This window comes from Lysinibacillus sp. NPDC056959, assembly GCF_042674095.1.
GTDB lineage: Bacteria > Bacillota > Bacilli > Bacillales_A > Planococcaceae > Lysinibacillus > Lysinibacillus zambalensis.
This window is the reverse complement of sequence record NZ_JBHURE010000006.1, coordinates 150503-172889: the sequence shown is the minus strand read 5'-3', so window position 1 is coordinate 172889 and position 22387 is coordinate 150503. Positions and strand designations below refer to the sequence as shown.

Annotated in this window: 18 protein-coding genes, 2 pseudogenes and 1 other annotated feature; of the genes and pseudogenes, 7 read left to right on the top strand and 13 right to left on the bottom strand. The window is 36.5% G+C overall.

The window, feature by feature from the left end; all coding sequences use genetic code 11:
* The first annotated feature begins 192 nt into the window (after window positions 1–192).
* Window positions 193–987 carry an enoyl-CoA hydratase/isomerase family protein gene (locus ACFTQ7_RS10035; RefSeq protein WP_386828395.1) on the top strand — a complete coding sequence of 265 codons (795 nt, stop codon included), beginning with the start codon at window positions 193–195 and terminating at the stop codon, window positions 985–987.
* A gap of 45 nt (window positions 988–1032) precedes the next feature.
* Here ACFTQ7_RS10035 and ACFTQ7_RS10030 read toward each other — a convergent pair whose 3' ends face one another.
* Window positions 1033–1848 (bottom strand): hypothetical protein, encoded by an 816-nt coding sequence (locus tag ACFTQ7_RS10030; protein WP_386828394.1) that lies wholly within the window; start codon window positions 1846–1848, stop codon window positions 1033–1035.
* Between the two features lie 445 nt (window positions 1849–2293).
* Here ACFTQ7_RS10030 and ACFTQ7_RS10025 point away from each other — a divergent pair, with 445 nt between their 5' ends.
* Window positions 2294–3472: an aminotransferase class I/II-fold pyridoxal phosphate-dependent enzyme gene (locus tag ACFTQ7_RS10025; protein ID WP_386828393.1), complete on the top strand. Its 1179-nt coding sequence runs from the start codon at window positions 2294–2296 to the stop codon at window positions 3470–3472.
* 160 nt (window positions 3473–3632) lie between these two features.
* On the opposite strand, the pseudogene ACFTQ7_RS10020 reads toward ACFTQ7_RS10025, so the two are convergent.
* Window positions 3633–3948, bottom strand: a pseudogene (locus tag ACFTQ7_RS10020) (Tn3 family transposase); the annotation flags it as partial.
* Here ACFTQ7_RS10020 and ACFTQ7_RS10015 point away from each other — a divergent pair.
* The 3 genes and pseudogenes from ACFTQ7_RS10015 to ACFTQ7_RS10005 all read left to right on the top strand — a co-directional run.
* A pseudogene (locus ACFTQ7_RS10015) lies at window positions 3947–4412 on the top strand (recombinase family protein); the annotation flags it as partial. The pseudogenes ACFTQ7_RS10020 and ACFTQ7_RS10015 overlap by 2 nt on opposite strands.
* A gap of 63 nt (window positions 4413–4475) precedes the next feature.
* Window positions 4476–5438, top strand: coding sequence for a helix-turn-helix transcriptional regulator (locus tag ACFTQ7_RS10010; protein ID WP_386828392.1), 963 nt, complete (start codon window positions 4476–4478; stop codon window positions 5436–5438).
* 74 nt (window positions 5439–5512) lie between these two features.
* Window positions 5513–6145 carry a type 1 glutamine amidotransferase family protein gene (locus ACFTQ7_RS10005; RefSeq protein ID WP_386828391.1) on the top strand — a complete coding sequence of 211 codons (633 nt, stop codon included), beginning with the start codon at window positions 5513–5515 and terminating at the stop codon, window positions 6143–6145.
* Between the two features lie 270 nt (window positions 6146–6415).
* Here ACFTQ7_RS10005 and ACFTQ7_RS10000 read toward each other — a convergent pair whose 3' ends face one another.
* The 6 genes from ACFTQ7_RS10000 to ACFTQ7_RS09975 all read right to left on the bottom strand — a co-directional run bounded on the left by ACFTQ7_RS10000 (window position 6416) and on the right by ACFTQ7_RS09975 (window position 12313).
* Entirely contained in the window at window positions 6416–6796 is a 381-nt protein-coding gene (locus ACFTQ7_RS10000; protein WP_386828390.1) for a hypothetical protein, read from the bottom strand.
* Between the two features lie 444 nt (window positions 6797–7240).
* Window positions 7241–7480, bottom strand: a complete 240-nt coding sequence (locus ACFTQ7_RS09995; protein WP_386828389.1) for a DUF2798 domain-containing protein — start codon at window positions 7478–7480, stop codon at window positions 7241–7243.
* Between the two features lie 519 nt (window positions 7481–7999).
* Window positions 8000–9169, bottom strand: a complete 1170-nt coding sequence (locus ACFTQ7_RS09990; protein ID WP_386828388.1) for an MFS transporter — start codon at window positions 9167–9169, stop codon at window positions 8000–8002.
* Between the two features lie 103 nt (window positions 9170–9272).
* Window positions 9273–9800 carry a TetR/AcrR family transcriptional regulator gene (locus tag ACFTQ7_RS09985; protein WP_386828387.1) on the bottom strand — a complete coding sequence of 176 codons (528 nt, stop codon included), beginning with the start codon at window positions 9798–9800 and terminating at the stop codon, window positions 9273–9275.
* Between the two features lie 298 nt (window positions 9801–10098).
* A complete protein-coding gene (locus ACFTQ7_RS09980; protein WP_386828386.1) occupies window positions 10099–11298 on the bottom strand; it encodes an AI-2E family transporter in 1200 nt (399 codons plus the stop codon).
* Window positions 11299–11362: 64 nt separating this feature from the next.
* Window positions 11363–12313 (bottom strand): LCP family protein, encoded by a 951-nt coding sequence (locus ACFTQ7_RS09975; RefSeq protein ID WP_386828385.1) that lies wholly within the window; start codon window positions 12311–12313, stop codon window positions 11363–11365.
* A 174-nt stretch (window positions 12314–12487) separates the two neighbouring features.
* Here ACFTQ7_RS09975 and msrA point away from each other — a divergent pair, with 174 nt between their 5' ends.
* A complete protein-coding gene (gene msrA, locus ACFTQ7_RS09970) occupies window positions 12488–13009 on the top strand; it encodes a peptide-methionine (S)-S-oxide reductase MsrA (protein ID WP_386828384.1) in 522 nt (173 codons plus the stop codon).
* A gap of 1054 nt (window positions 13010–14063) precedes the next feature.
* A complete protein-coding gene (locus ACFTQ7_RS09965) occupies window positions 14064–14411 on the top strand; it encodes a VOC family protein (RefSeq protein ID WP_386828383.1) in 348 nt (115 codons plus the stop codon).
* A 72-nt stretch (window positions 14412–14483) separates the two neighbouring features.
* Here the strand turns inward: ACFTQ7_RS09965 and recQ are convergent, their stop codons facing one another.
* The 5 genes from recQ to argS all read right to left on the bottom strand — a co-directional run bounded on the left by recQ (window position 14484) and on the right by argS (window position 21894).
* Complete coding sequence (gene recQ / locus ACFTQ7_RS09960) at window positions 14484–16253, bottom strand: DNA helicase RecQ (protein ID WP_386828382.1); 1770 nt, start codon at window positions 16251–16253, stop codon at window positions 14484–14486.
* An 8-nt stretch (window positions 16254–16261) separates the two neighbouring features.
* Window positions 16262–17389: a TcaA NTF2-like domain-containing protein gene (locus ACFTQ7_RS09955; protein WP_386828381.1), complete on the bottom strand. Its 1128-nt coding sequence runs from the start codon at window positions 17387–17389 to the stop codon at window positions 16262–16264.
* An 809-nt stretch (window positions 17390–18198) separates the two neighbouring features.
* Entirely contained in the window at window positions 18199–18759 is a 561-nt protein-coding gene (locus ACFTQ7_RS09950) for a DUF6434 domain-containing protein (protein ID WP_386828521.1), read from the bottom strand.
* Between the two features lie 115 nt (window positions 18760–18874).
* Window positions 18875–20047: an MFS transporter gene (locus ACFTQ7_RS09945; protein ID WP_386828380.1), complete on the bottom strand. Its 1173-nt coding sequence runs from the start codon at window positions 20045–20047 to the stop codon at window positions 18875–18877.
* A gap of 173 nt (window positions 20048–20220) precedes the next feature.
* Entirely contained in the window at window positions 20221–21894 is a 1674-nt protein-coding gene (gene argS / locus ACFTQ7_RS09940) for an arginine--tRNA ligase (protein WP_386828379.1), read from the bottom strand.
* Between the two features lie 105 nt (window positions 21895–21999).
* Window positions 22000–22219 (bottom strand) — a binding site (T-box leader).
* Window positions 22220–22387 lie beyond the last annotated feature (168 nt).

The window sequence follows — 22387 nt, the reverse complement described above, 5'->3', positions numbered from 1 at the left end:
GCAGTGTCCCACATCTTTTGTTTTCTTACAATAGGAATTTTCCGCACTTTGTTGTAATACAATTTCTTTACTATACCTCTATTCTTGTATAACTAGGCTGATTTACATGAAAATTCGTATAATTTAGTGTTTATGTCCGTTTGTGTTATATAATAAGAGTAACAACTATAACATGTAGGGGGCTTTTCAAGTATGCAAGTAAAAACAACTCGACTTGAAGCAGAAGACGCAAAAATTATTTATCAAGAAACAGCTGGGCTAGCAATCATTACGATCCATCGCCCACAGGCTAAAAACGCGCTTACAGCAAATATGTGGGATCAATTAGCTAAAATTGCCTTACAAGTATTAGATAATCCGAAAAATAAAGTATTGATTTTACGCGGCTCTGGTGAAAACTTTACAGCTGGCTCAGATATTAAAGAATTCAACGCCATTTCTCTTGAAAAAGCCGAAGAAGCGTTTGTACATATGGAAAAAACGATTTCCACAATTGAGCGTTTACCAATTCCAACAATTGGCGTCATTAATGGTCCCGCAATGGGTGCTGGTTTAGAGCTTGCATTAGCCTGTGATATCCGCATCGGCTCTGAAAAAGCAAAGCTCGGTATTCCTGTTGGTAAATTAGGCATCACGTTGAATAACAAATTTGCACAACGTTTAGTTCAATTAGTAGGCCCTTCTACAACAAAGGATTTAGTATTTACGGGTCGCATGTTTAAAGCTGAAGAAGCCTTTAAGCTTGGCATGCTTAACTATTTAGTAACTGAAAAAGACTTAAATAAATACATGATTCGCATGGGTAAGCTTGTTGCAGGCATGTCACCTGAATCTTTACTTGCTGTGAAACAATCTGTTCAAGAATGTGTGGACAGTGTACCTTCATTATGGCAAGGCTCAACACCGTTTGTCGGAAAGGATTTTGCAGAAGGTTGCCGTGCCTTTGTAGAAAAACGTCAGCCGCAATTTACACGTCAATCGAAATAGAAAACAGGTACTCCGCTCGCCCTCTTGCGAATGGAGTACCTGTTTTTAGGATTTTCGTTTTTGTACTACCGACTTAATTTGAAGATGAATCGCATCTAATTCATACCCAAAATGCTGGTAGAATTCCTCCTGTATCGATTTTTGTAATGCATACAATCGATCTGGTATGGAATAAGTAATAGGTAACTTTAGCTGTAAAGTAATCGTTGCTTGTACTAGGTCGCCTAACACGAATTGTACGTGCTCAACTTTGTGCACGTTATCTTGCTTTACACAGCAATACGTTAGTAGCTGCACATAAACATGCTTACCAATTTCAATATACTCTTGTTGAAAATCAGGACGAACAATCGTCGTCTCCCCTATTTTTTCACGCTTTGTAGAGAAAATCTCCTTCCCTTTTTGAACGAGTCGTTTAAAAAAGTTTTGTTCGACTTGTCGGTACGGGATTGGCATCACATGCTTCCCCTGCGTCTGTCGAATAAAGCGAGCTTTTGCAATTTCTTTTTGAGAACGTACATCCTCAACATAGTAATTTGTATTGATAGGACCTATCTCAAGTTGACGAGCAATTGTTTTAGTCATTTTATCGGACGTACCAATTAGCAAAATCGACTGTACTTTATATGTATCAAGTGCTTTTTTTACTTCATTACGATGTGTATCATCTGTAAAAATGGCTCGACGAACGGCTGTAATCGTATTTTTCTCAAATTTTGCGGAAATTCCAGCTACTTTCACACCATTTACAATAAGAAGACCATCATCAATAAGAGCCTCTACCCCGATTTTATGGGCGAAAACTAGTGCGCTTGTACTTTTCCCTGTTCCACTTGGACCACTCAAAGAATAAACATCCATGACTGACAGCTCCTTTCCATTTTATGATAGCAGAACCAGTACATTTTTTCCGTCAAAATTATTGTTTCCAGCATTAGATCAATTATCCCTCGGCATAATTGCGTCCGGAATTGGCTTTGTGTTTAAGCCTGCACGAGGACCGACACGATGTCGGTCATTTCGATAATGCCACAGGACGTGGCGTTATTAGACTGAGTTCCTCTATTTCAGCTGGTTTTTGCACACTCACTGAAAAATAACTGAAAATTCTTTTCGTTACATCACATCACCTATCAAGATGGGAGACTTCAGCTGAAAGAAGTTAATTTATTCCTGCTAGCCTACGCATACAATTTCTCCATTATAAAAATATATTCTTTTTTCAGAATATCTTTCCCTTTATATGCTTTAGTATGATAAAATGTGAACTACTATTCTGTTATACAACTATAAGGAGTGTACTAGTTTGAAAATCGTACCATCTAAAAAAATGTCTTTATTTACACCAGCAATTTTCGGAGATTTAAAAAATCATGCTAAGCAACAGGAAGCAAAAGGCATGAAAATGATTGATTTAAGCTTAGGTAGTCCTGACCTTCCTCCTCATGCTAAAATTCGCGAGCATTTATCGTATAGAGCGGGTTTAGCAGAATCCTACGGCTATACATTAACAGGCACGCAACGTTTTTATGAAGCCGTTAGTCGCTACTATAAACGTCGTAGTAATGTAGATTTAGATCCCGCTTCTGAAATCATTCAAACGATCGGCTCTCAAGAGGGATTAGTGCATTTACCAATCGCCTTTTGTGATCCAGGCGATATCGTACTATCTACAAACCCAGCTTACGTAGCCTATGATGCAGGAATTCACCTAGCAGGCGCAACACCTTACTATATGCCTCAAACAGCTGACAACGATTATTTACCAGACCTAGATGCTGTTCCCGAAGAGATTGCGCAAAAAGCAAAACTATTAATTTTAAACTTACCAGGTAATCCTGTACCTGCAATGCCTTCAATCGCTTATTTTGAAAAAATCATTGCCTTTGCAAAAAAATACAACATTATCGTTCTACATGATGCGGCATACTCTGAGTTCTACTTTACTGGTGATGGCCCAATTAGCTTCCTAGCCACTCCTGGCGCAAAAGAAGTTGGGATGGAAATTAACTCATTATCGAAAAGCTTTAGCCTTGCTGGTACACGTATCGCTTATATCACGGGTAACGCTGAGATGATTTCGATTTTAAAACAATTAAAATCAAATTTAGATTTCGGTATTTTCGAACCAATTCAAGATGCTGCCGTCGTAGCACTTGATAATGCAGAGGAAATTACTGCAGACCTACGCGCAACTTTCTCTGAGCGCCATAAAACATTAATGAATGGCTTACATACTTTAGGATGGGATGCCGCTCCTTCTGAAGGTGGCATGTTCGTCTGGGCAAAATATCCGTACGATATTGACTGTACAGAGCTAGCCTTTAAACTAATTGAACAAGCTGGCATCGTGACAGTTCCTGGTACAGTATTTGGCTCGGCTGGACAAGGCTATTTACGTTTAGCGTTAGTACAACCGAAAGAAATGTTGCAAGAAGCTGTTGATCGCTTAGCACAAGTGCAACTAGCACTACAAAAATCATGAGCTAAACAACATGAAAGCCCTTCTAACTTTAATCGTTGGAAGGGTTTTTATAGATTATTATGTAATTCTTAAGTATTGGTCTATCAGGGGTACCGTCAGGAAAATGCGGATTTACAACGCTAAGCCCATTTTCAAGCCGATTCCCCCATTATTAACAACGTTAAGAAAGTTTCAATGGTCTTAAAGAATCTAACGAGACCATTTTTTCTGAATTAAAAGGTATCCTCCAAGTAAATTAATATGTTCCCAACCTAGATGTGACATATTGTGCAATAATTCTTCATTTAAACTATCTGACTGTTTTTGATATTCAAGTGCTTTTGTTAGATGTAAGGTATTCCAAATACTAATGGCATTGATAATTATGTTTAAAGCACTGGCTCTTTGCAATTGATGCTGTATGGTTCGTTCCCTAAGCTCTCTTGTTTTCCAAAGAAAATAGCTCTTGCCAGTCCATTCATGGCTTCTCCTTTACTTTCCGGAGCAACAAAAGATCGTGAGCAACTTCAAAAAATGTTAGAGAATATACAAGAAGGTGACATCATTTATGTTACGGACTTAACTCGGATTACTCGTAGTACACAAGATTTATTTGAAATAATTATAATCGATAATATATGGAGTAAAAAGGCAAATTTAAAATCCTTAAAAGATACATGGCTAGATTTATCAGAAGATAATCCCTACAGCCAATTCTTAATTACGGTTATGGCGGATGTAAACCAATTAGAACGTGATCTTATCCGTAGGCGGGATTGAACTGGCTAAAAAAAAAGGAAAGTTTAAAGGTCGGTTAAAGAAGTACCATAAAAATCATGTAGGAATGAATTATGCAGTAAAGCTTTATAAAGAAGGAGATATGACTGTAAATCAAATTTGTGAAATTACAAATGTGTCTAGGGCCTCATTATATAGAAAGCTATCGGAAAAGAACAGTTGATGAGTTATACCAAAAATCGGAAATATATAATAGAAAATAAATTTCATATAGAGGTGGAATTATATGCCTAAGATTGACAATATGTTAGCAATTCTATGGATGCTTCGTTCAGGTGAAAAAATTACTGCAAAACAAATTTCGGAAAAGTTAGAGATGAATATAAGGACTGTGTATCGTTATATTGATACAATTTCAACAAGTGGCGTACCTATAATTTCAGAACCAGGACATAACGGTGGATACACTTTATTGAACAATTTTATTGAGGCTCCTCTTTTTTTTGATTTTGAGGAGCAAACTTCACTTTATCATGCTGCTGTTTTTGCAGAAGAAGCTAGATATTATGGTGGTGAAGCACTAAATAGGGCTATTTCAAAGCTAAGCAAATATTCAAATCAAGAGCAGGAAACAAAGATAAACCAACATTTGACCAGTCTTGAAGTAATAAGTCGATTAAGTTCCCTCTCTATGGAACCTTTCTTGAAGGAGTTGGAGCAGGCCGTAGCTAACGGATACTCTTTAAAAATTCTTTACCATAAAAGTGGCGAAGATCAATCAAAATATAGATTGGTTGATCCGTACAGAATTATTTATTGGAATAATAAGTGGTATGTGATTGGATTTTGTCATCTTAGGAATGATATCCGTAGTTTTAGAGTAGATCGAATTGAAAGTCTAATGCTAACCGAAAATAAGTTTAGCCGGCCTGAAAATTTTTCAGCACGTGACTTTTTTATGAAAAACCTCCTTCCGACTATAGAAGATAAGGAAGGGATTATTTCTTTGGTTATTAATGGAAATAAAAGGACGTTGGATGATATTTGCCAACATTGGTTTTTAGGACATTATTTACAAGAACGGACTTCAAATCAAGCAGTTTTTCTTCTTGAAAAAGATATGATACATACATATGTACCTTATTTACTTTTACCGTACGGTAAATCTATTAAAGTTATTGAGCCAATAAGTCTTAAGAAAAGACTTATTGAAGTTCTGTCGGAATTAATAAAATTTCATCAAGTATGATAACTTCCCTGACGTTAACTGTCAGGGAAGTTATATTATAATAGGCTTATCAATTGTGATTGGAGTGTTATTGGATGCAAACAAAAAAAGTTTATCTTTATGTTTTTAATACAATGTCAGACTGGGAATATGGATATTTAATTGCTGAATTAAACTCAGGAAGATATTTCAAAAAAGATTTAGCACCCTTAAAAGTAGTTACAGTAGGAGCTAATAAAGAAATGATTACTACGATGGGAGGACTGAGCATAAAACCAGATATTTCTATTGATGAATGTACACTTGAGGGTAAAGATCTTTTAGTCTTACCTGGAGGGACTACTTGGAGAGAAGATATTCATCAACCTATCTTAAAAAAAATTGGCGAAGCTTTAAAGCTTGGTACTATTGTTGCTGCAATTTGTGGTGCAACTGAGGCCCTTGCGAATATGGGATACTTAGATTCTAGAAAACACACAAGCAATGACTTAGAGTATATTAAAATGGTCTGTCCTAATTATAAAGGAGAAAAATTTTATGAGATGAGACCTGCGGTATCTGGTGAGAATTTGATTACTGCATCAGGAGTAGCACCTCTAGAATTTACGATGGAAGTACTGAAAAAATTAGATGTATTTGCACCCGACACATTACATTCATGGTATAACCTAAATAAGACTCATAAACCTGAATACTTCTTCCAGTTAATGAATTCAATAAATAGCTGAGCTAAAAAATCAACTTAGCAGTTTTATATTAGTTTGAATAAAATAATGAAGTAACTGAAAAGCTCACTTTCTCTATTTTGTTTTGCAGAGAAATTGGGCTTTTTAATTTGGAACTTCTTTATCGTTTTAAATCCGCATTTTCCTGACGCTACCCCTTTCAGGAGAACTAATATTTTGGTTAAATCATCTAAAAGAGAAAAACTGTAGCATTGTGCCTTAGCTTGAATCCTTTATATATCCTATAAAGTTCTCCTTTATTTCATGAAGCTCTCATTCGTTAAACTTGGCGGGAATTTTCACTAACACATAGTCTCCAGTCCACATTTGTGTCGACACAATCAAGTTTTCGCCATGTCTTTCAAAGAAGAGTCCATTCCCCTCCTTTTGTTTAAAAGTCCATCCATTTTGATCAAGCATTTCTCTAATCATTTCATCAGCTACAGATGTATCTCTTTCCTTGATTACATACCATTCTTGACCATTTTCGCTCGACAATTTAACCATTTGTATCTTGGAATCCTTTATTTTTTCTATAACTGTCTTTTTACTTATATTTTCTATTGGGAGTGGAGGGAGATAAAGTTTGTTGTAAAATACGAATGCTCCAACAAGGAAAATGATTATTCCGATTGTTAATAACACCTTTTTCATAAAACACCTCTTTCTACAAATATCCATAAACAACTTCTCTCTCCTATTTTACAGCAGATTTAAATTGAATAGATACTGCTTCAGCATATCTTTCTTACCGATGTCGTTCAAAATAGAGGGATTTTCTTGTAGAAAGCTTATATAGCAACATTTATCATACTTTTTTAAAAGAATTTTTTCTTGTTCATACTCTATAAAGCTATTCTCATACACTTTATTTTTTATTCGAACAATAGATAAATTGTTTTTAATATGTTGGGAGAGAAAGAATAAGCAGACTTTCATGGATCAACAATTTGTGCAGATCTATGAAAGTAGCATAAAAGAAATTGATACGTGGAACCGATTTACACGCATATGTTGTTCTTTTCAAGGATTGGGGCGACTAATGGGGGTTGTACAGTATACCTGGTACTATATCCGACGTAGTATTTCACTTTTTTATTAAGCTTTATTCTCAACAAATATAAATATTCTCATTATTCTTTTAACTACGAAAGGTAGTAAGTTAGAAGCTAAAAATGCAACTACAAAAGCAATCCCCCATGCTCTCATCCATGATTTAAGGAAAAAAGCTGTATATCCAACATTCATTGAAGTCATAACGAAAGAGATAATACAGGATATACCTAAAATCATAAAGATACTAAAAATTAATGGTTCGAATTTTTTATTGATTTTCAAAAATAACACCTTTTCTATTTATTCTACGCTATCAAATTTGATCAACATCTAATATTACTGTTTAAAATCTAGGTTGTCTAGGGTGATTTACTTGGAATCATTTATTAATTCTATAATTGCTTTTCTATAAATCCTCCTATTGTAAATGTGAGTCATGATGTCAGTAAAAGGCATGGATGTATTTTAAGTCATAATTTTATTGATTTTAATAATGAATCAGGATACGACGAATAGCCTTGCAATAGTCCACTTAGAACTTGATTCTATCGACCAAGATTGAAATATAATATTTTGTATGTTTTCCCCTTCGAAAAATAACAATTCCCCATCTCCTATCTAGTGGCAATTAGGTAGCTTCAATCTCTTCTAGAAACGAGAACGCAAAAATAAACTTCATAAGCAACAACAAGTCCTACCTTCTTCTAAACAAGTTAAACATGAAATAATCGCTACGAATAATGATATATAGCTTGCCACGTACCCATTTTTATTGTGTAGCATCATTTTTTCAACTATCCATTACTTTTTCTCGGTCGCGTAATAAATCGCCGCAATGGTCGGTAAAGCTATTCCAATCAATAATGCTGCTTTCCAGCCAAACATGGCGTATGCCCATCCTCCTGTCGCAGAACCTATTGCACCGCCACCAAAAAAAATGGCCATGTATAAACCATTAAGTCGGCTTCGAAACTCTGCTCCCAATGAGAAAATAGCGCGTTGACCAAGGACTAGATTAGCAGAAACCCCCATGTCTAAAAGAATGGCCGAAACTACCAATATTACTAATGCTAATGTTGAGCCGCTTTGGATCATAAGGGGTAGAATGACAGAAATGATAACTAAAGCTAAAGCTAAACCTGTAGCTGGTCGAACCCAACCTTTATCAGCAAGATGGCCTGCCACAGGTGCTGCAACCGCGCCAGATACTCCTACCAATGCGAACAACGCAACTTCTTTTTGCGAAAAATTGAAAATCGGACTAGTCAATAACATAGGAACAGTTGTCCAGAACAAACTAAAAGTTCCGAACACACAAAAGTGATAGATTGCTCTACGTTGTAGGACTGGTGTCGATTTGAGTAAATGCAACATAGATCTCAGCAGTGTTGGATATTGTGTTGTTGTCAATGGCTGCCTTGTAGGAAGTAACTTTATTAATACAAAAGCCAGAACAAAAATTATTACAGCGGAAAAGACGAATATAGCGCGCCAACCCATATACTCCGCCACAATACTGGATATGGGACGAGCGAGCATGATACCAAGTAACAAACCACTCATAACATTACCCACATTGCGGCCGCGTGTGGCATCGGATGAAAGATGAGCTGCATACGAAACTAGTACTTGAGCTGCTACTGAGCCTACCCCGATAAACAGTGAAGTTGCAAGAAATAGCGTAGCACTTTTAACCACCGCAGCAATCGCCAACACGACTGCAGTGAAGAGCAATAAAGTAACAACTAGTTTTCTATTTTCCAGGATATCTCCCAAAGGAACGATAAATAACAATCCGATTCCGTAACCAATTTGAGTCAGCGTGACGATGAGGCCAGCTGCCCCGGAAGATAATTCTAGTGTAGAACTGATGGGTCCTACTAAGGGTTGCGCATAATAGAGATTAGCAACAATCACGCCACAAGCTATGGCCAGAATGAGTATAATCCACGATGAAACAGGTTTCTCCATTTTTTATTTTGCGATTAAACTCATAGAAAACTCTCCCTCACTTTATTAAAGTCTTATTCTTATTTACTGGAACGAACATTCCAGTAATAGTAAAAAAAATTGTCTATAGCATCTCAATTACAGTATTCATCATGTTATAAATATTTTTTTTGTTGTTATTCACCTTTGATACTACTTTGATACTGTGATTAAGATTAAGCAGTAAATGTGATAAAGCCTTAATATCTTTCTTAGGGTCGATTTCTCCCACCTTTTGTCCTTTACTTAATAGTTCATAGAAAGACTGTTCTAATTCCTCAAAGCTGTCTCGTATCAATTTACGTAGTTGTTCATCCGGTGAATCCAAACCAATACTTGCATTTGTAATCAAGCATCCTTTGGGCAAATCATCATCAAAAGCAGAAGAAATATGCTGATCAAAATACTGCCGTATTCCACCTTTCGCAGATGGCGCATTTACCAAGAAATTGCGTTTATTTTGATTGAATTTTTTGTAATGGTGAATTGCCTCAACATAAAGTGTTTGTTTATCTGTAAAGGTTTCGTACAAACTTGATCTGCTTAATTCCATAGCTTCTAACAAATCCGGTATACTCGTTGCATCGTAGCCTTTTTCCCAAAATACTAACATTGCCTTATGTAGTACGTGTTCCTTGTCAAACTCTTTTGAACGTCCGATGGTAAATTCCTCCTTTCAATAACAATAATATAATATTTCCGGAACGAATAGTCCAGTAATTTTTATTACTAAATACTGCAGGCGATAATTATTTTCCCACTTGCCTTACCGACAAATATATAGCGGGTCTCTGGCCTTAGTTCCAGCATTATTCGAAATTGTCGCTGCTCGTTTTGTTCTTTCGTGCTCATACGTATATATCTAGCCTTATAAAAAACAGCTACTGCACGTTCGCAGTAGCTGTCTCTTCTTATACATCATATTTTTGATGCATATCATCCGTATAACGATTATAACGCTGTTTATATAGTTTAAATAAATGTGTTACTAGCACTTTTAAAATGGCATAACCCGGAATCCCTAAAATGACACCTGGTACGCCAAATAAAGAACCAGCCGTTAATAACACGAAAATAATTGTAATTGGATGGATACTCAGTGATTTACCCATAATTTGTGGAGAAATAAATTTCCCTTCAATGAGCTGTACAACCGTCCATACAATGGCTAGTTTAATAAGCATGAATGGCGATGTAACAAGAGCGATAATGACCGCTGGCGTAATGGCGATAACAGGCCCTAAGTATGGAACCACGCTCGTAATCATAGCAAGGAAGCCAAGCAATAAGGCATATTTCATACCGATAATTAAAAATCCGATAGTCACCATTGCACCTATGCACATGGACACTAAAATTTGTCCTTGAATGTAGGAACTAATTTGCTTGTCCATGTCTTGTAAGATTTCTGTTACTTCTTTACGCATACGTGGCGGACAAATTTTTATAATAAAACTAGGTAGTTTTTTACCATCTTTAAGTAAGTAAAATAATATAAATGGAACCGTCACTAATGATAGAACAATTCCAGTTAACGCTGATACGAATCCAGTAATTCCAGATGCTACACCTTGCGCTAAATTCGCAGCCGTATCTTTTACCGTGTCCACCATATCTGTAGTAAAATTCTCTACCATTGAATCATAATTTAAATTAACTTTATCTAAGTACTCGTTGAGTCGTGCATTATTGAGAAACTCAGCGATATTTTGTGTAAATGCCATAAAATATCCCGGGAATTCCTGTGCTAAATTAGTAAACTGGTCTCGTAAAAACGGATAGACAAGTACTACTAATAACGTAATGATGCCGATCAGAATGATATATAGAAGAAAGATACCCCAAACCCTTGGGATCCGCCATCTTTCGAAAAGCCCCAATATTGGACGAAGTAAATAATACCCAATAATGGCTAATACCCCTGGTAGAATAACTACCTCAAATAAAACTTTTAACGGGGTAAATATAAAGGAAACTTTTTGGAACATAAAAATAACGCATGCTAATAATAATAATACAATCAGTGTAAAAAATAAGTTTTTACCACCGATAAAGCGAATAAACTTCGTTGAAAAGAAATTTGAACGCTCATCTGATCTGTCTTTTTCCATCTAATCACCCCAATATCAATCCTATATCCTTATTTTACAAGATGATGTTGGATTTTGCGAAAAATCACTCTAAAGGAATTCCTAAAAATTTACGTAAAAATTCTTTGTTTTTCTCCACATCCATAACAATTGAATCCCCGACACCTCTAAAGCTTTGGAAATTATAACTACCTTCAATTGGAACTGTTGCTTTTTCTATACTGACTTTACCTTTCGACACCATTTTCAGCACTTGTTGAACCTCTTCTGCTGATGAATAGTCCGTCGTTATATATCCTTGCGCTGCTCCAACGAATTTTGGTAAGTTCATCATATTTTGAGGTGATAAAACTTCATTTTTTAAGGCTTCAATCACCTTTTGCTGACGTGCTACTCGACCAAAATCCCCTTCAGCATCGTGACGGAATCGGGCAAAGCCAAGTAATTCTTGACCGTTTAAGTTATGAACACCTTGTTTTAATGAAACCCCGATATTTTCAGACATATCTTTATCTACATCGATTTCAACACCATTTGGCGCTAAAATATCTACAAGTGATTCGAAATTTTTAAAATCAATAATGGCATAATGATGAATCGGGAGGCCAAACATATTGGTAATCGTATCTTTTAATAATTGAACACCGTCTAAATAGTAGGCCGTGTTAAGCTTATAGGATTTATAACCAGGAATTTCTGCATAAATATCTCGCATAAGTGACACGAGCTTCATATCATTTGTTTTCTTATTCCACGATAATACCATCATTGTATCTGTACGTGATTTTTCTTCACCACGAGTATCGATCCCTAATAATAAATAGTTTTCCACATCGCCATTTACTGTATCGCCCTTGAAAGCCTCTTGGGCTACCTTTGTATCACTTGCCAATTTCAGTCCACTCCGATATTGCATAACGGAATAACCTGCAATCACGATGACAAAAAGTAATAACAATGTGAACAATGCTCGCCCTTTACGCAAGCGGCGTTTTTGTGGGCGCTGCGAGCGTCTTGAATAATCTTGCTCTTCCATAACTGTTAACTCCTCTATTTTTTATAGTAATGTAACGATTCAATCTAAGAAAGGTTCATTTTATAGTATGTTGCGAATCCTTTCAATAACTATTTAAAGGTTATTTTACACCCTTTTTGCCAGGAATGAACCAAATAATGCTATAATATTTTCACGACAGAAAGGATGATGAACATGATCGAGAAAGCTACGTTTGCTGGCGGTTGTTTTTGGTGCATGGTAAAGCCATTTGTTGAATGGGATGGTATACATAAGGTCACTTCTGGCTACATGGGTGGCCATATAGACAATCCTACTTATGAGGATGTCAAAAAAGGTACTTCTGGGCATTTAGAAGTAGTCGAAATTGAATTTGACCCTAACGTTTTTAGTTATGAGCAGCTACTTGATATTTACTGGATGCAAATAGACCCTACAGATGCTTTTGGTCAATTCCATGACCGTGGTGAATCATATACGACTGCTATCTTTACTTATTCAGATGAACAAAAACGCATTGCAGAAGCCTCTAAGGAAAAGCTAGCAAACAGTGGTCGCTTTGATAAACCTATTGTAACCACAATTCGCGTTGCTAAATACTTCTACCCTGCAGAAGATTATCATCAGGACTTTTATAAAAAAGAGTCGGAGCATTATCAGAAAGACCGAGCACTTTCTGGCCGAGATCAGTTCATCACTGAGCATTGGGTGAAATAATTTTTATGGAATTCCATTTTGATTGACAAATCCCCTATTTAACTCAAGGTTTAGCCGTTTTCGAAATGGATTTATTCTTTTTTGTTTACGTGTATAAAAAATAATGATCGGTCTATACTATTTAAGATTTCACTTTCAAATCCAATGACAAGGAGGGTTAACCCGATGAGTGGGGCTGACCGGTAACTCAGAAGGACCATCAAAGCTGAATGAAGCTAAAGCACAGTTTCTTAAAAATTTTAAGATCAATGCGGAAGCGAGGCAGTGTGTCATGGAGCACTATAAGTAAGTGAATCAAGCCCGGAATATGTATATTCCGGGTTATTTTTTTGTTTTATCCCCTCTTTAGTTATTCTTCTTACGATAACAGCTAACTGACAAAACGTTGTTTACTGGCGCTTCACTTTCGCACAGACGAAAACATGTTGTTGCTGTCGCTTCGCTTTCGCACAGACGAAGACATGTTGTTGCTGTCGCTTCGCTTTCGCACAGACGAAGACATGTTGTTGCTGTCGCTCTATCGCTTCGCTTTCACGCAAAAAAACATATGCGGCTCTAAGGTAATTCAGGACGCATTTATGCGGGAGTATAAATATAGCCGTTGGATTTTATTCCTTTTTAAAAACGTGTATAAAAAATAATGATCGGTCTATACTATTTAAGATTTCACTTTCAAATCCAATGACAAGGAGGGTTAACCCGATGAGTGGGGCTGACCGGTAACTCAGAAGGACCATCAAAGCTGAATGAAGCTAAAGCACAGTTGTCTTAAAAATTTAAGATCAATGCGGAAGCGAGGCAGTGTGTCATGGAGCACTATAAGTAAGTGAGAATCAAGCCCGGAATATTAATTCCGGGTTTTTTATTTTGTTACTGTAGGTTTGACAATTCACCTCTTTAGTTATTCTTTATGGTAATTTATTTAATGGATATTTATGCTGAAATTGATATTATGAAAAATTGTACTTAAACAATTCAAGCGGTATAGTGAAGAAGGAACTAAACCTAAATTCGAAAAACGAAAAATTTTAAAGTCAGACAGGAGCTAAATACGATGATAAAAGGTTTCGGGGGAATATTTTGGAGAACTAACAATCTTGATGTAGTAAAAAAATGGTACAGTGACGTGTTGAAGATTGAAATGGAAAATTGGAATGGGGCTGTGATTAAACCTCAATTAGGAAATGAGACGATCTTTTCTTTCTTTAGCGAAGATGACAGTTATTTTCCAACTGAACAACAAGTAATGTTAAATTTCCAAGTACATGATATAGACGAAACAATTAAGCATCTCGAACAAATTGGTGTTCCACTTGAGAAGGAAAAAGAAATAAGTGAATTTGGAAAGTTTATTTGGATTAAAGATCCTGAAGGTCGACTAATCGAGCTTTGGGAGAAATAACAGGTTGTAATACTTTGCAAATAAAATGGAAGTGCCTAATTCTGTTGAATTAAGCACTTCCCTTTTTTCTCTTTAAACTGTTTTCAAAAAAGACTGCAGTGCCTCGAAGAACCGCTCGCCATATTTTTCGAATTTTACTTCACCAATACCGCTAACATGTCGTAAATCTTCTAGCTCATTTGGTTTTTTGTCACATAAATCACGTAATGTTTTATCAGAGAACACAACAAATGGTGGTACCTTTTCCTCATCTGCGATCTCTTTACGTAATAATCGTAAATGCTCAAATAACGGATCATTGTCTACAAGCTTACGCACAGTAACAGCTTCTTTTCTCATGACTTGTTGATTTCCGAGTAGAACTTCTTTGCCTTCCTCTGAAACATAAATGGTTGGAAACGTGCCATGTTTAACGGCAAGAACGCCCTCAGCAATTAAAAACTCAATAAAGGTTGAGACATCCTTTGAGGAATATTGTCCTTTTAAAATGCCATAGGTAGACAGCCTTGCAAAGCCAAATTCAGTGACCTTTTGATTTTTGGAGCCAATTAATACTTGGGCTACCATCGTCTTACCGAATTTTTGCCCCATCCTTACGACGCAGGCTAACACCTTTTGTGCATCTACCGTCACATCTTTCACTTCTCGTCCATCATTACAGTTACTACAACGACTACAAGGCTCCCCTGGTACTTCGCCAAAATACGTTAAGATGGCATTTTGTAAACAGCCTTCTGTATGGCAATAATCCACCATCGTTTGCAGCTTTCCTAATTCCTGTGCAATCCGTGTTTCATCCTGCGTCTGTTCAATTAAAAAGCGCTGTGTTTGAACATCACCTGATGCATACAGTAAAATACAAGCACTTGGTAATCCATCACGCCCTGCACGTCCGGCTTCCTGATAATAGCTTTCCATATTGCGTGGCATTTGATAATGAATAACAAAGCGTACATTACTCTTATCAATACCCATTCCAAATGCATTGGTAGCTACCATAATGCGCGCCTCATCTTTTAAAAAGCGCTCTTGCTCTGACATACGCATGTCCTCTGATAATCCCGCATGGTATTTTGCAACAGCTTCGCCCGAACGACTTAACAGCTCATAGATCGCGTCTACAGCCTTTCGTGTAGCCGCATAAATAATGCCCGCTTCATTTTTATTTTTCATTAAGTAATTTTTAATGTAGCGCTCTTTGTTTTCACCGATTAACACAGAAAATGATAAATTGTCGCGTGAAAAACCAGTAATGACAGTTGATTGCTCGTCAATGTCTAATAATTGTCTAATATCATCACAAACAGCTGGTGTAGCTGTGGCAGTAAGTGCTAAGACAGTTGGCTTTTGCGGCCACAACGTAAAAAATTTTTGGATTGCTCGGTAGCTTGGTCTAAAATCATGCCCCCACTGAGATATACAGTGTGCTTCATCCACAGCAATCAAAGGTACAGATAAATTCGATAATACTTGTAAAAAACTTGCACTTTCTAATCGCTCTGGCGCTATATAAAGAAGCTTTAAATAACCCGCACTAGCGAGCTGGATCGTTTCATTCACTTCTTGCACGGTTAATGTACTATTAATATACGCCGCTGGAATATTTGCAGCACGTAATGCTTCTACCTGATCTTGCATCAAAGAAATCAAAGGGGATATGACGACTGTAAGGCCATCTAGCATGAGCGCCGGAATTTGATAGCAAATTGATTTACCTCCGCCAGTTGGCATCACACAAAGACTTGATTGACCTCGTAATGTTTGTTCAATAATTGGTTCTTGTCCATCGCGAAATGAATCATAGCCAAAATGATGTTGTAGCATTTGTCTTGCTTGCTCCATCCAACTTTTCACTCCTCAGTTGTTAGACGAATAAGCTTATACTCGCCCTGTTCATTTTTATTTATTTCATATACCATCATAGAGTTTGCAAGTGCCTCTTGGCCAGCAGAATTTGTTAGGACATATTCTGTTTTGGCACGAACAATAATATTTTGTCCTTCCATGCTGATATTTTTTATCGTCGTATCGGAAAAATATATTTGCGCTTTTTTGGAAGCGTAATAGGCAACCATATTATCCAGGGTGCTTTGTAAATCGTTTGACCCTACGAAAGAATTCATGACACTTGCATCTTGAACCTCAACAGCTGCTCTTAATTGCTTATGAAATGTATCTAAAAATAGCTTTATTTCATCGGTATTAAAAGCAAAAATGTTCTTTCCATATTGATCAATTGCTTGCTGGACGGCTTCCTTATTACCCTGTTCTATATACGGATACAAGTTTTTGGCTTGAGTTAGTCTATTACTTGGCTTCATGCCACCTTCACACCATTCATCCAATAACATCACAATATCTTTAAATGGCAATATATACGGCTGTGATCCACCGTTTTCCTTACGTTTAAAATAGATGCCCACAAGTTTGCCATTCTCTGCTTCTAGAACAGGACTCCCTATACGTGTATTTTGATTTGCATCTATGTAATAAGCTGCTACACTGTCACTATATTTTTGAATAGTGTGTGGTAAACTATCGACATAAACAGCTAACTGATCTAATTCCTCATTATAAACGGTCGGTACCTTTACCGATACGTTATAGGAAACTTCTAAAATGGCTATATTATAAGCTGTCGATAAATAGTGAACTTTGGCTTCCTTCAGTTTATCATTGTTAAATTGTACAAGCGCAGTTGGCTTTGAAGCGACGAGCGCCCCATTTGTCACAATATAAAGTTTACCATCCTCTTTTTTTACAATAATCCCTGCACCGATTCCGTTCTCCCCAACTACTTTTACTTCCGGAACAATTTTTTCTTGCTGCTTCGTCACAGCCTTTTCCGATTTCACATCACTCTTTTTACTTTGAACTACCTCTGCCAATGTTTCATTGCCACAGCCGGTTAAAAGTAAAGTTGTCGCTCCAAGAATGAGCATCTTTTTCCACATACGTTCACCAAAACTTTCTATCATTCAACTATGCCTTGGCATAATTGCGTCCGAAGGCTTTAACTTCTTTCAGTGGACGTGCTGAAAAATAACTTCAACCCGTATTCATCTCATCACCTATAGAGGTGGCAAGTTTCATTACTGAAAGTAAGTTAAACATCTTTCTATTCTATCATAAACAAGGTTACGCTACGTTTCAAGTTTACATAATAATATTATTATTTTAAATGTAATAATAAAATTAGGCTCTTGTCCTATGTTCAATTCGTTCTACCTATAAAAAACGACTCTTTATTATCTTTGCTATAGAAAATAACTTATCGTTTGCAGTTAAATTGATATAAAAAAAGATGCCTCCCCGCTTCAATTACTGAGCTTGGAAGACATGTTGAGTTCAAGGTAGCTGAAAAAAGAATTTATTTTTAGTAGATCTATTTAAAGGTTTTTCGACGAGTGAATCGGAGACAATGTAGTGTGTCTTAAAAGAAGTTATATCGTTTTTATGTTGATGTAAAGGTGGTTTTGAAGAAGACACCTCAATTAGATATGGATTAAAACCAAAATGACGTTTCAGTTGAATATCTTTAAATAGTTTGAAAGATGAAGTAATCATAATTAGGGAGAATGGTCGATTACAATAAATCCGAGAAGTTAATTACTATTGAGGAATTTGTCTTGTTTAATGGTGCCGATCTTTCATTCTGGTACTAACTATGATAACCCGCTATTACTTTATTTACACGGTGGTCCCAGTCCCCATCTAGAAAATAAATGGTAGGCTTCTCTTAAAAAATTATGTATCATTCCATATACTGAACACCGTAAACTAATTATTAAGTTTTATATTTATTGTTTCCAGGTAGTTTCTTGATTGTATTCCATGCTTCAATCGCTTCTTCACGACTTTTCCCTTGGTTTTCCGGGTCAGAAAAAAAATCACGGATGAATTGATTATATTCAAATTGGGGTGCAATGTTTTTCTTGTATGAAGGGTCTTTCTTTCGTTCCTCCTCTTTATTCCAAGCATCTACGACATCACGATAAGTTTTTCCGACATTGTTTTTAAAATAGTTTTGGATATAGGTTGAAAAATGAAATTTTGGGAGTACTGTCTTAAAAAACGCCCTTACATTTTGACTACAACGATGACTTTCGGTAATGACTGTATCAAGACGTAAGTCTACTTGCTGTTCTATTTTTTTCGCTTTTGATTTTCTGACAGGCTTCTTAATCTCCCCTGTCTGTAGAAATGTTTCAATCCTATTGGCAATCTCTATTTTAGAACCAGAAGCACTTATTCCGTTTTTTCTACAAAAAGATTGCAATTCTTCCTTTAACCAATAAAAATCGTTAAAATTATCTACACTTATATCTTTCGTTAGTTTAGGTCTCATAAAATATACCTCCATTTTACTCCTTCCACATTATAGAACAATAGTTCCTATTTGGCAAAATCAATCACGAAAACAGCAAAAAAAACATGCGCGTACATTTGCGCATGTTTCCACATTATTTTTTTTTAAGAAAAATGATAGTAGCTATAATGCCTAGCATTAAAGTGATAAAAATTGCATAAGTAAATGTATGATTACCCGTCACATCATAGCAATAGCCAATCAGTATAGGGATAATGGCGCTTATCATGAAGCCGCCTGAAAGCACCATAGATGACCAGCTATTTGCTTCCTCGTCATTTCTTGCCTCATCCAAAGGTAGTAATAAACCGATTGGAAATAAGCCGCTTAAGACAATACCTATTATGAATACCGCAATCCATAATAAAGCCCCTGAGCCTACCCATAGCAACACAAAGCCAAAAATGCCAAAGACCCCCAAGGAGAAGAGCCAGCCGATTCGACTCGACCATTTTTCCATTAATATAGGGACCAAAATATTCCCAATCATTTGTACAATAGACATAAATGTTAGCATAGTACTTGCAGCGCCAAGGGAAAAGCCTTTATCCTGTAACATCGGTGCTAACCAGGACATCATGGAGAAGAACAAAGATGTTTGTAAGCCAAAGTAAATTAAAATGGTCCAAGCACGGACATTTTTCCACGGATTCCGTGCTACTTTTTCTGTAAATACAGCTGTCTCTGGTAGCTCTTGATTTTGTATTGTCAGGATCCATATACATAGAGCAATAATAGCAAGTATTGCCCAAGAGCCAAGTGCCATCGTCCAGCTCTCATGAAAATGATTATAAAATGGTAATGTTAGTGCCGCACTCAGTGTTGCACCTGTTCCTATTCCAAATGAATAAATACCAACCACCGTAGTAAAACGACTCGGGAATTTTTTCTTAATATAGGCATTTAATATAGGTCCTATCAGTGCAATGGCAAATCCTGCCGCAAAGCTTGTGACTACAAGTAGTACATAACTTTCTTTTAAAAAGCGTAGACCATTTGCTATTATTAGGATGATTATTAAGAGCGTAATAGCTGTTTTTGTTCCAAGTTTTCTTTGTAATGGGACTGCGAATGGTGCAAAGAGTCCCATACAAAACACCGGAATAGATGTTAAAAAGCTCATTTTCGTATTTGATATATGGAGTGATTCTAAAAGTACATTAAATAGTGGTCCTATTCCTGTGACTGCTGGGCGCATATTGAGCGCAACTAAGAAAATACAAACAACCACAAGTACCATGGAAACACGCCTTTGCTTTTTCTCCATACTTTCTAAAAACCTTCTCTCTAATTATGCGGTTAAAAATTCAACGAAATTTGATAAGACCTTTGAATTCTCACTATACTCTTTTACCATTTTTTCTAGTAACGGTCAATTTCCACAGCTATTACTAGTTGCAAGATATAGCTAGCACGATGTTGTAGACACACTAATCATACTTACATATTTTTAGGTGCGGCAATGCCTAATAATGCCAACGACTCTTTTAACACAATGGATACACATAGACAAAATGCTAATCTTAATTTTATTTGGCTGTCATTGACCAATACTTTATTTTGCGCATAATATTTATTAAATTGACGCGCTAATTGTAAAGCGTATTTAGCAATTTGTGATGGATCTGCTAGTTCAAAGGCGTTAGCAATTACTTTCGGAAACTGTTCGAGTAATAAAATAACAGGCCATGCTTGCTCACCTAATGGTTCGAGTGATACTTCATAACTTTGTGCATCTGCTTTTGCCAAAAGAGATGCGATACGTGCATACGTATATTGAATATATGGCCCTGTTTCACCTTCAAAATTCATCATGTGCTCAATAGAAAACTCAATATCATGAAGACGATCATTTTTCAAATCATTAAAAATGACCGCTCCTACACCAACCTGTTGTGCGATACTCTCTTTATGCATTAGATTTGGATTTTTTTCCTCGATATTTCGCTTCGCCGTAGCAATTGCTTCTGTTAGTACATCTGTTAATAGAACGATCTTTCCTTTACGCGTCGACATTTTTTTACCCTCTTTTAAAATCATCCCAAAAGGTACATGCTGCAAGTCTTTTGCCCAATCATACCCCATCTTTTCTATGACCTTAAATAATTGGCTAAAATGAAGTGACTGTTCATGCCCTACAACATAAAATGATTTTTTAGGGTCATATTGTTGTTTACGATAAAAAGCAGCTGCTAAATCACGTGTAGCGTAAAGCGTAGCACCATCAGTTTTGGTTATTAAGCATGGAGGCATATTGTCTATTTCAACGACATGAGCACCCTCGGATTTCACAAGCAGTTCTTTTTCTTCCAATTCCTTAACAACAGCAGCCATTTTGTCATTATAGAACGCTTCTCCAGCGAATGAATCAAAGCCAATTCCAAGCAATTCGTAAATGTTTTTGAATTCTTCGAGTGATGCATCTCTAAACCATTGCCAAAGAGCTAACGTCTTTTCATCCCCATCTTCTAATGCTTTAAATGCAGTACGTGCCTGTTCATTCAGTGAATCATCCTGCTCCGCTTCTTCATGGAATTTTACATAAATTTTCAGTAGTTCCTCTATTGGGGCAACTTCAATCGTCTTTTGATCTCCCCATTTTTGATAAGCGACGATTAATTTACCAAATTGCGTTCCCCAGTCACCCAAATGATTAATGCGAATTGCTTTGTAGCCGTTTTTCTCGGCGATATTAGCCAAAGCATTACCGATCACTGTTGAACGTAAATGGCCCATAGAAAAAGGCTTCGCTATATTAGGTGAAGAAAAATCTAGCACTATATTCCCTTTTGACTCTTGTTGAGTCCCGTATAAATTTTTCTCTTTTACAATTTTGCAAAGAACTAGTTGAGTTATCGTTGGCTGATGATAAAAAATATTGACATAACCACCTACTACTTGAACTTCTTGTATGAAATCGCAGCTTATATTATTTTTTATGTCGGACGCGATAGTGTGAGGGGATTTTCTTAGTTTTTTGGCTAACGTAAAGCACGGGAATGCCAAATCCCCTAATTCTAATTTTTTTGGTTTCTCCAGTAAATTTTGAATTTCAATAACTGACAGCACATTATTTAATGCCACAGCTATACTTTTTGCAATTTGTGTATTCATATTCATTCTCCTCCCGTTTTCTTGTAGACAAACAAAGTGTCCGGATTTTGAATTGTGCGCGCACAATTCATACTAAATGAAGATAAAAAAAGCCCTCGTCTCTAAAATAGAGACGAGAGCATAATTATCCCGTGGTACCACTCTAGTTGCCATATAATATGACCACTTTCCATTGTTAACGGGGTGACTCCCCGATATTCTCTACTACTAATTCGAGAACCTTCTCCAAAGTGCGTTTCATTTATAGCTCCTGCATTAGGCTCACACCATCCCTAATTCGCTTTCCAGTAACTCCATAAACTACTCTCTTTATCATCGAATTTAACTTCTTTCAGCTGAAGACTCCCCTCTAAAGGTGGTGAGTTGAATTAAGATTTAAGCTACTTTTCAACAGATGTTCAACACCAGCTGAAAAAAGTTAAAGCCTCCGGCGGTTGTCACGGGATCGGAAAGGAGTTCTTTGTGCAAGCACAAAGCCGATTCCTGACGCAAT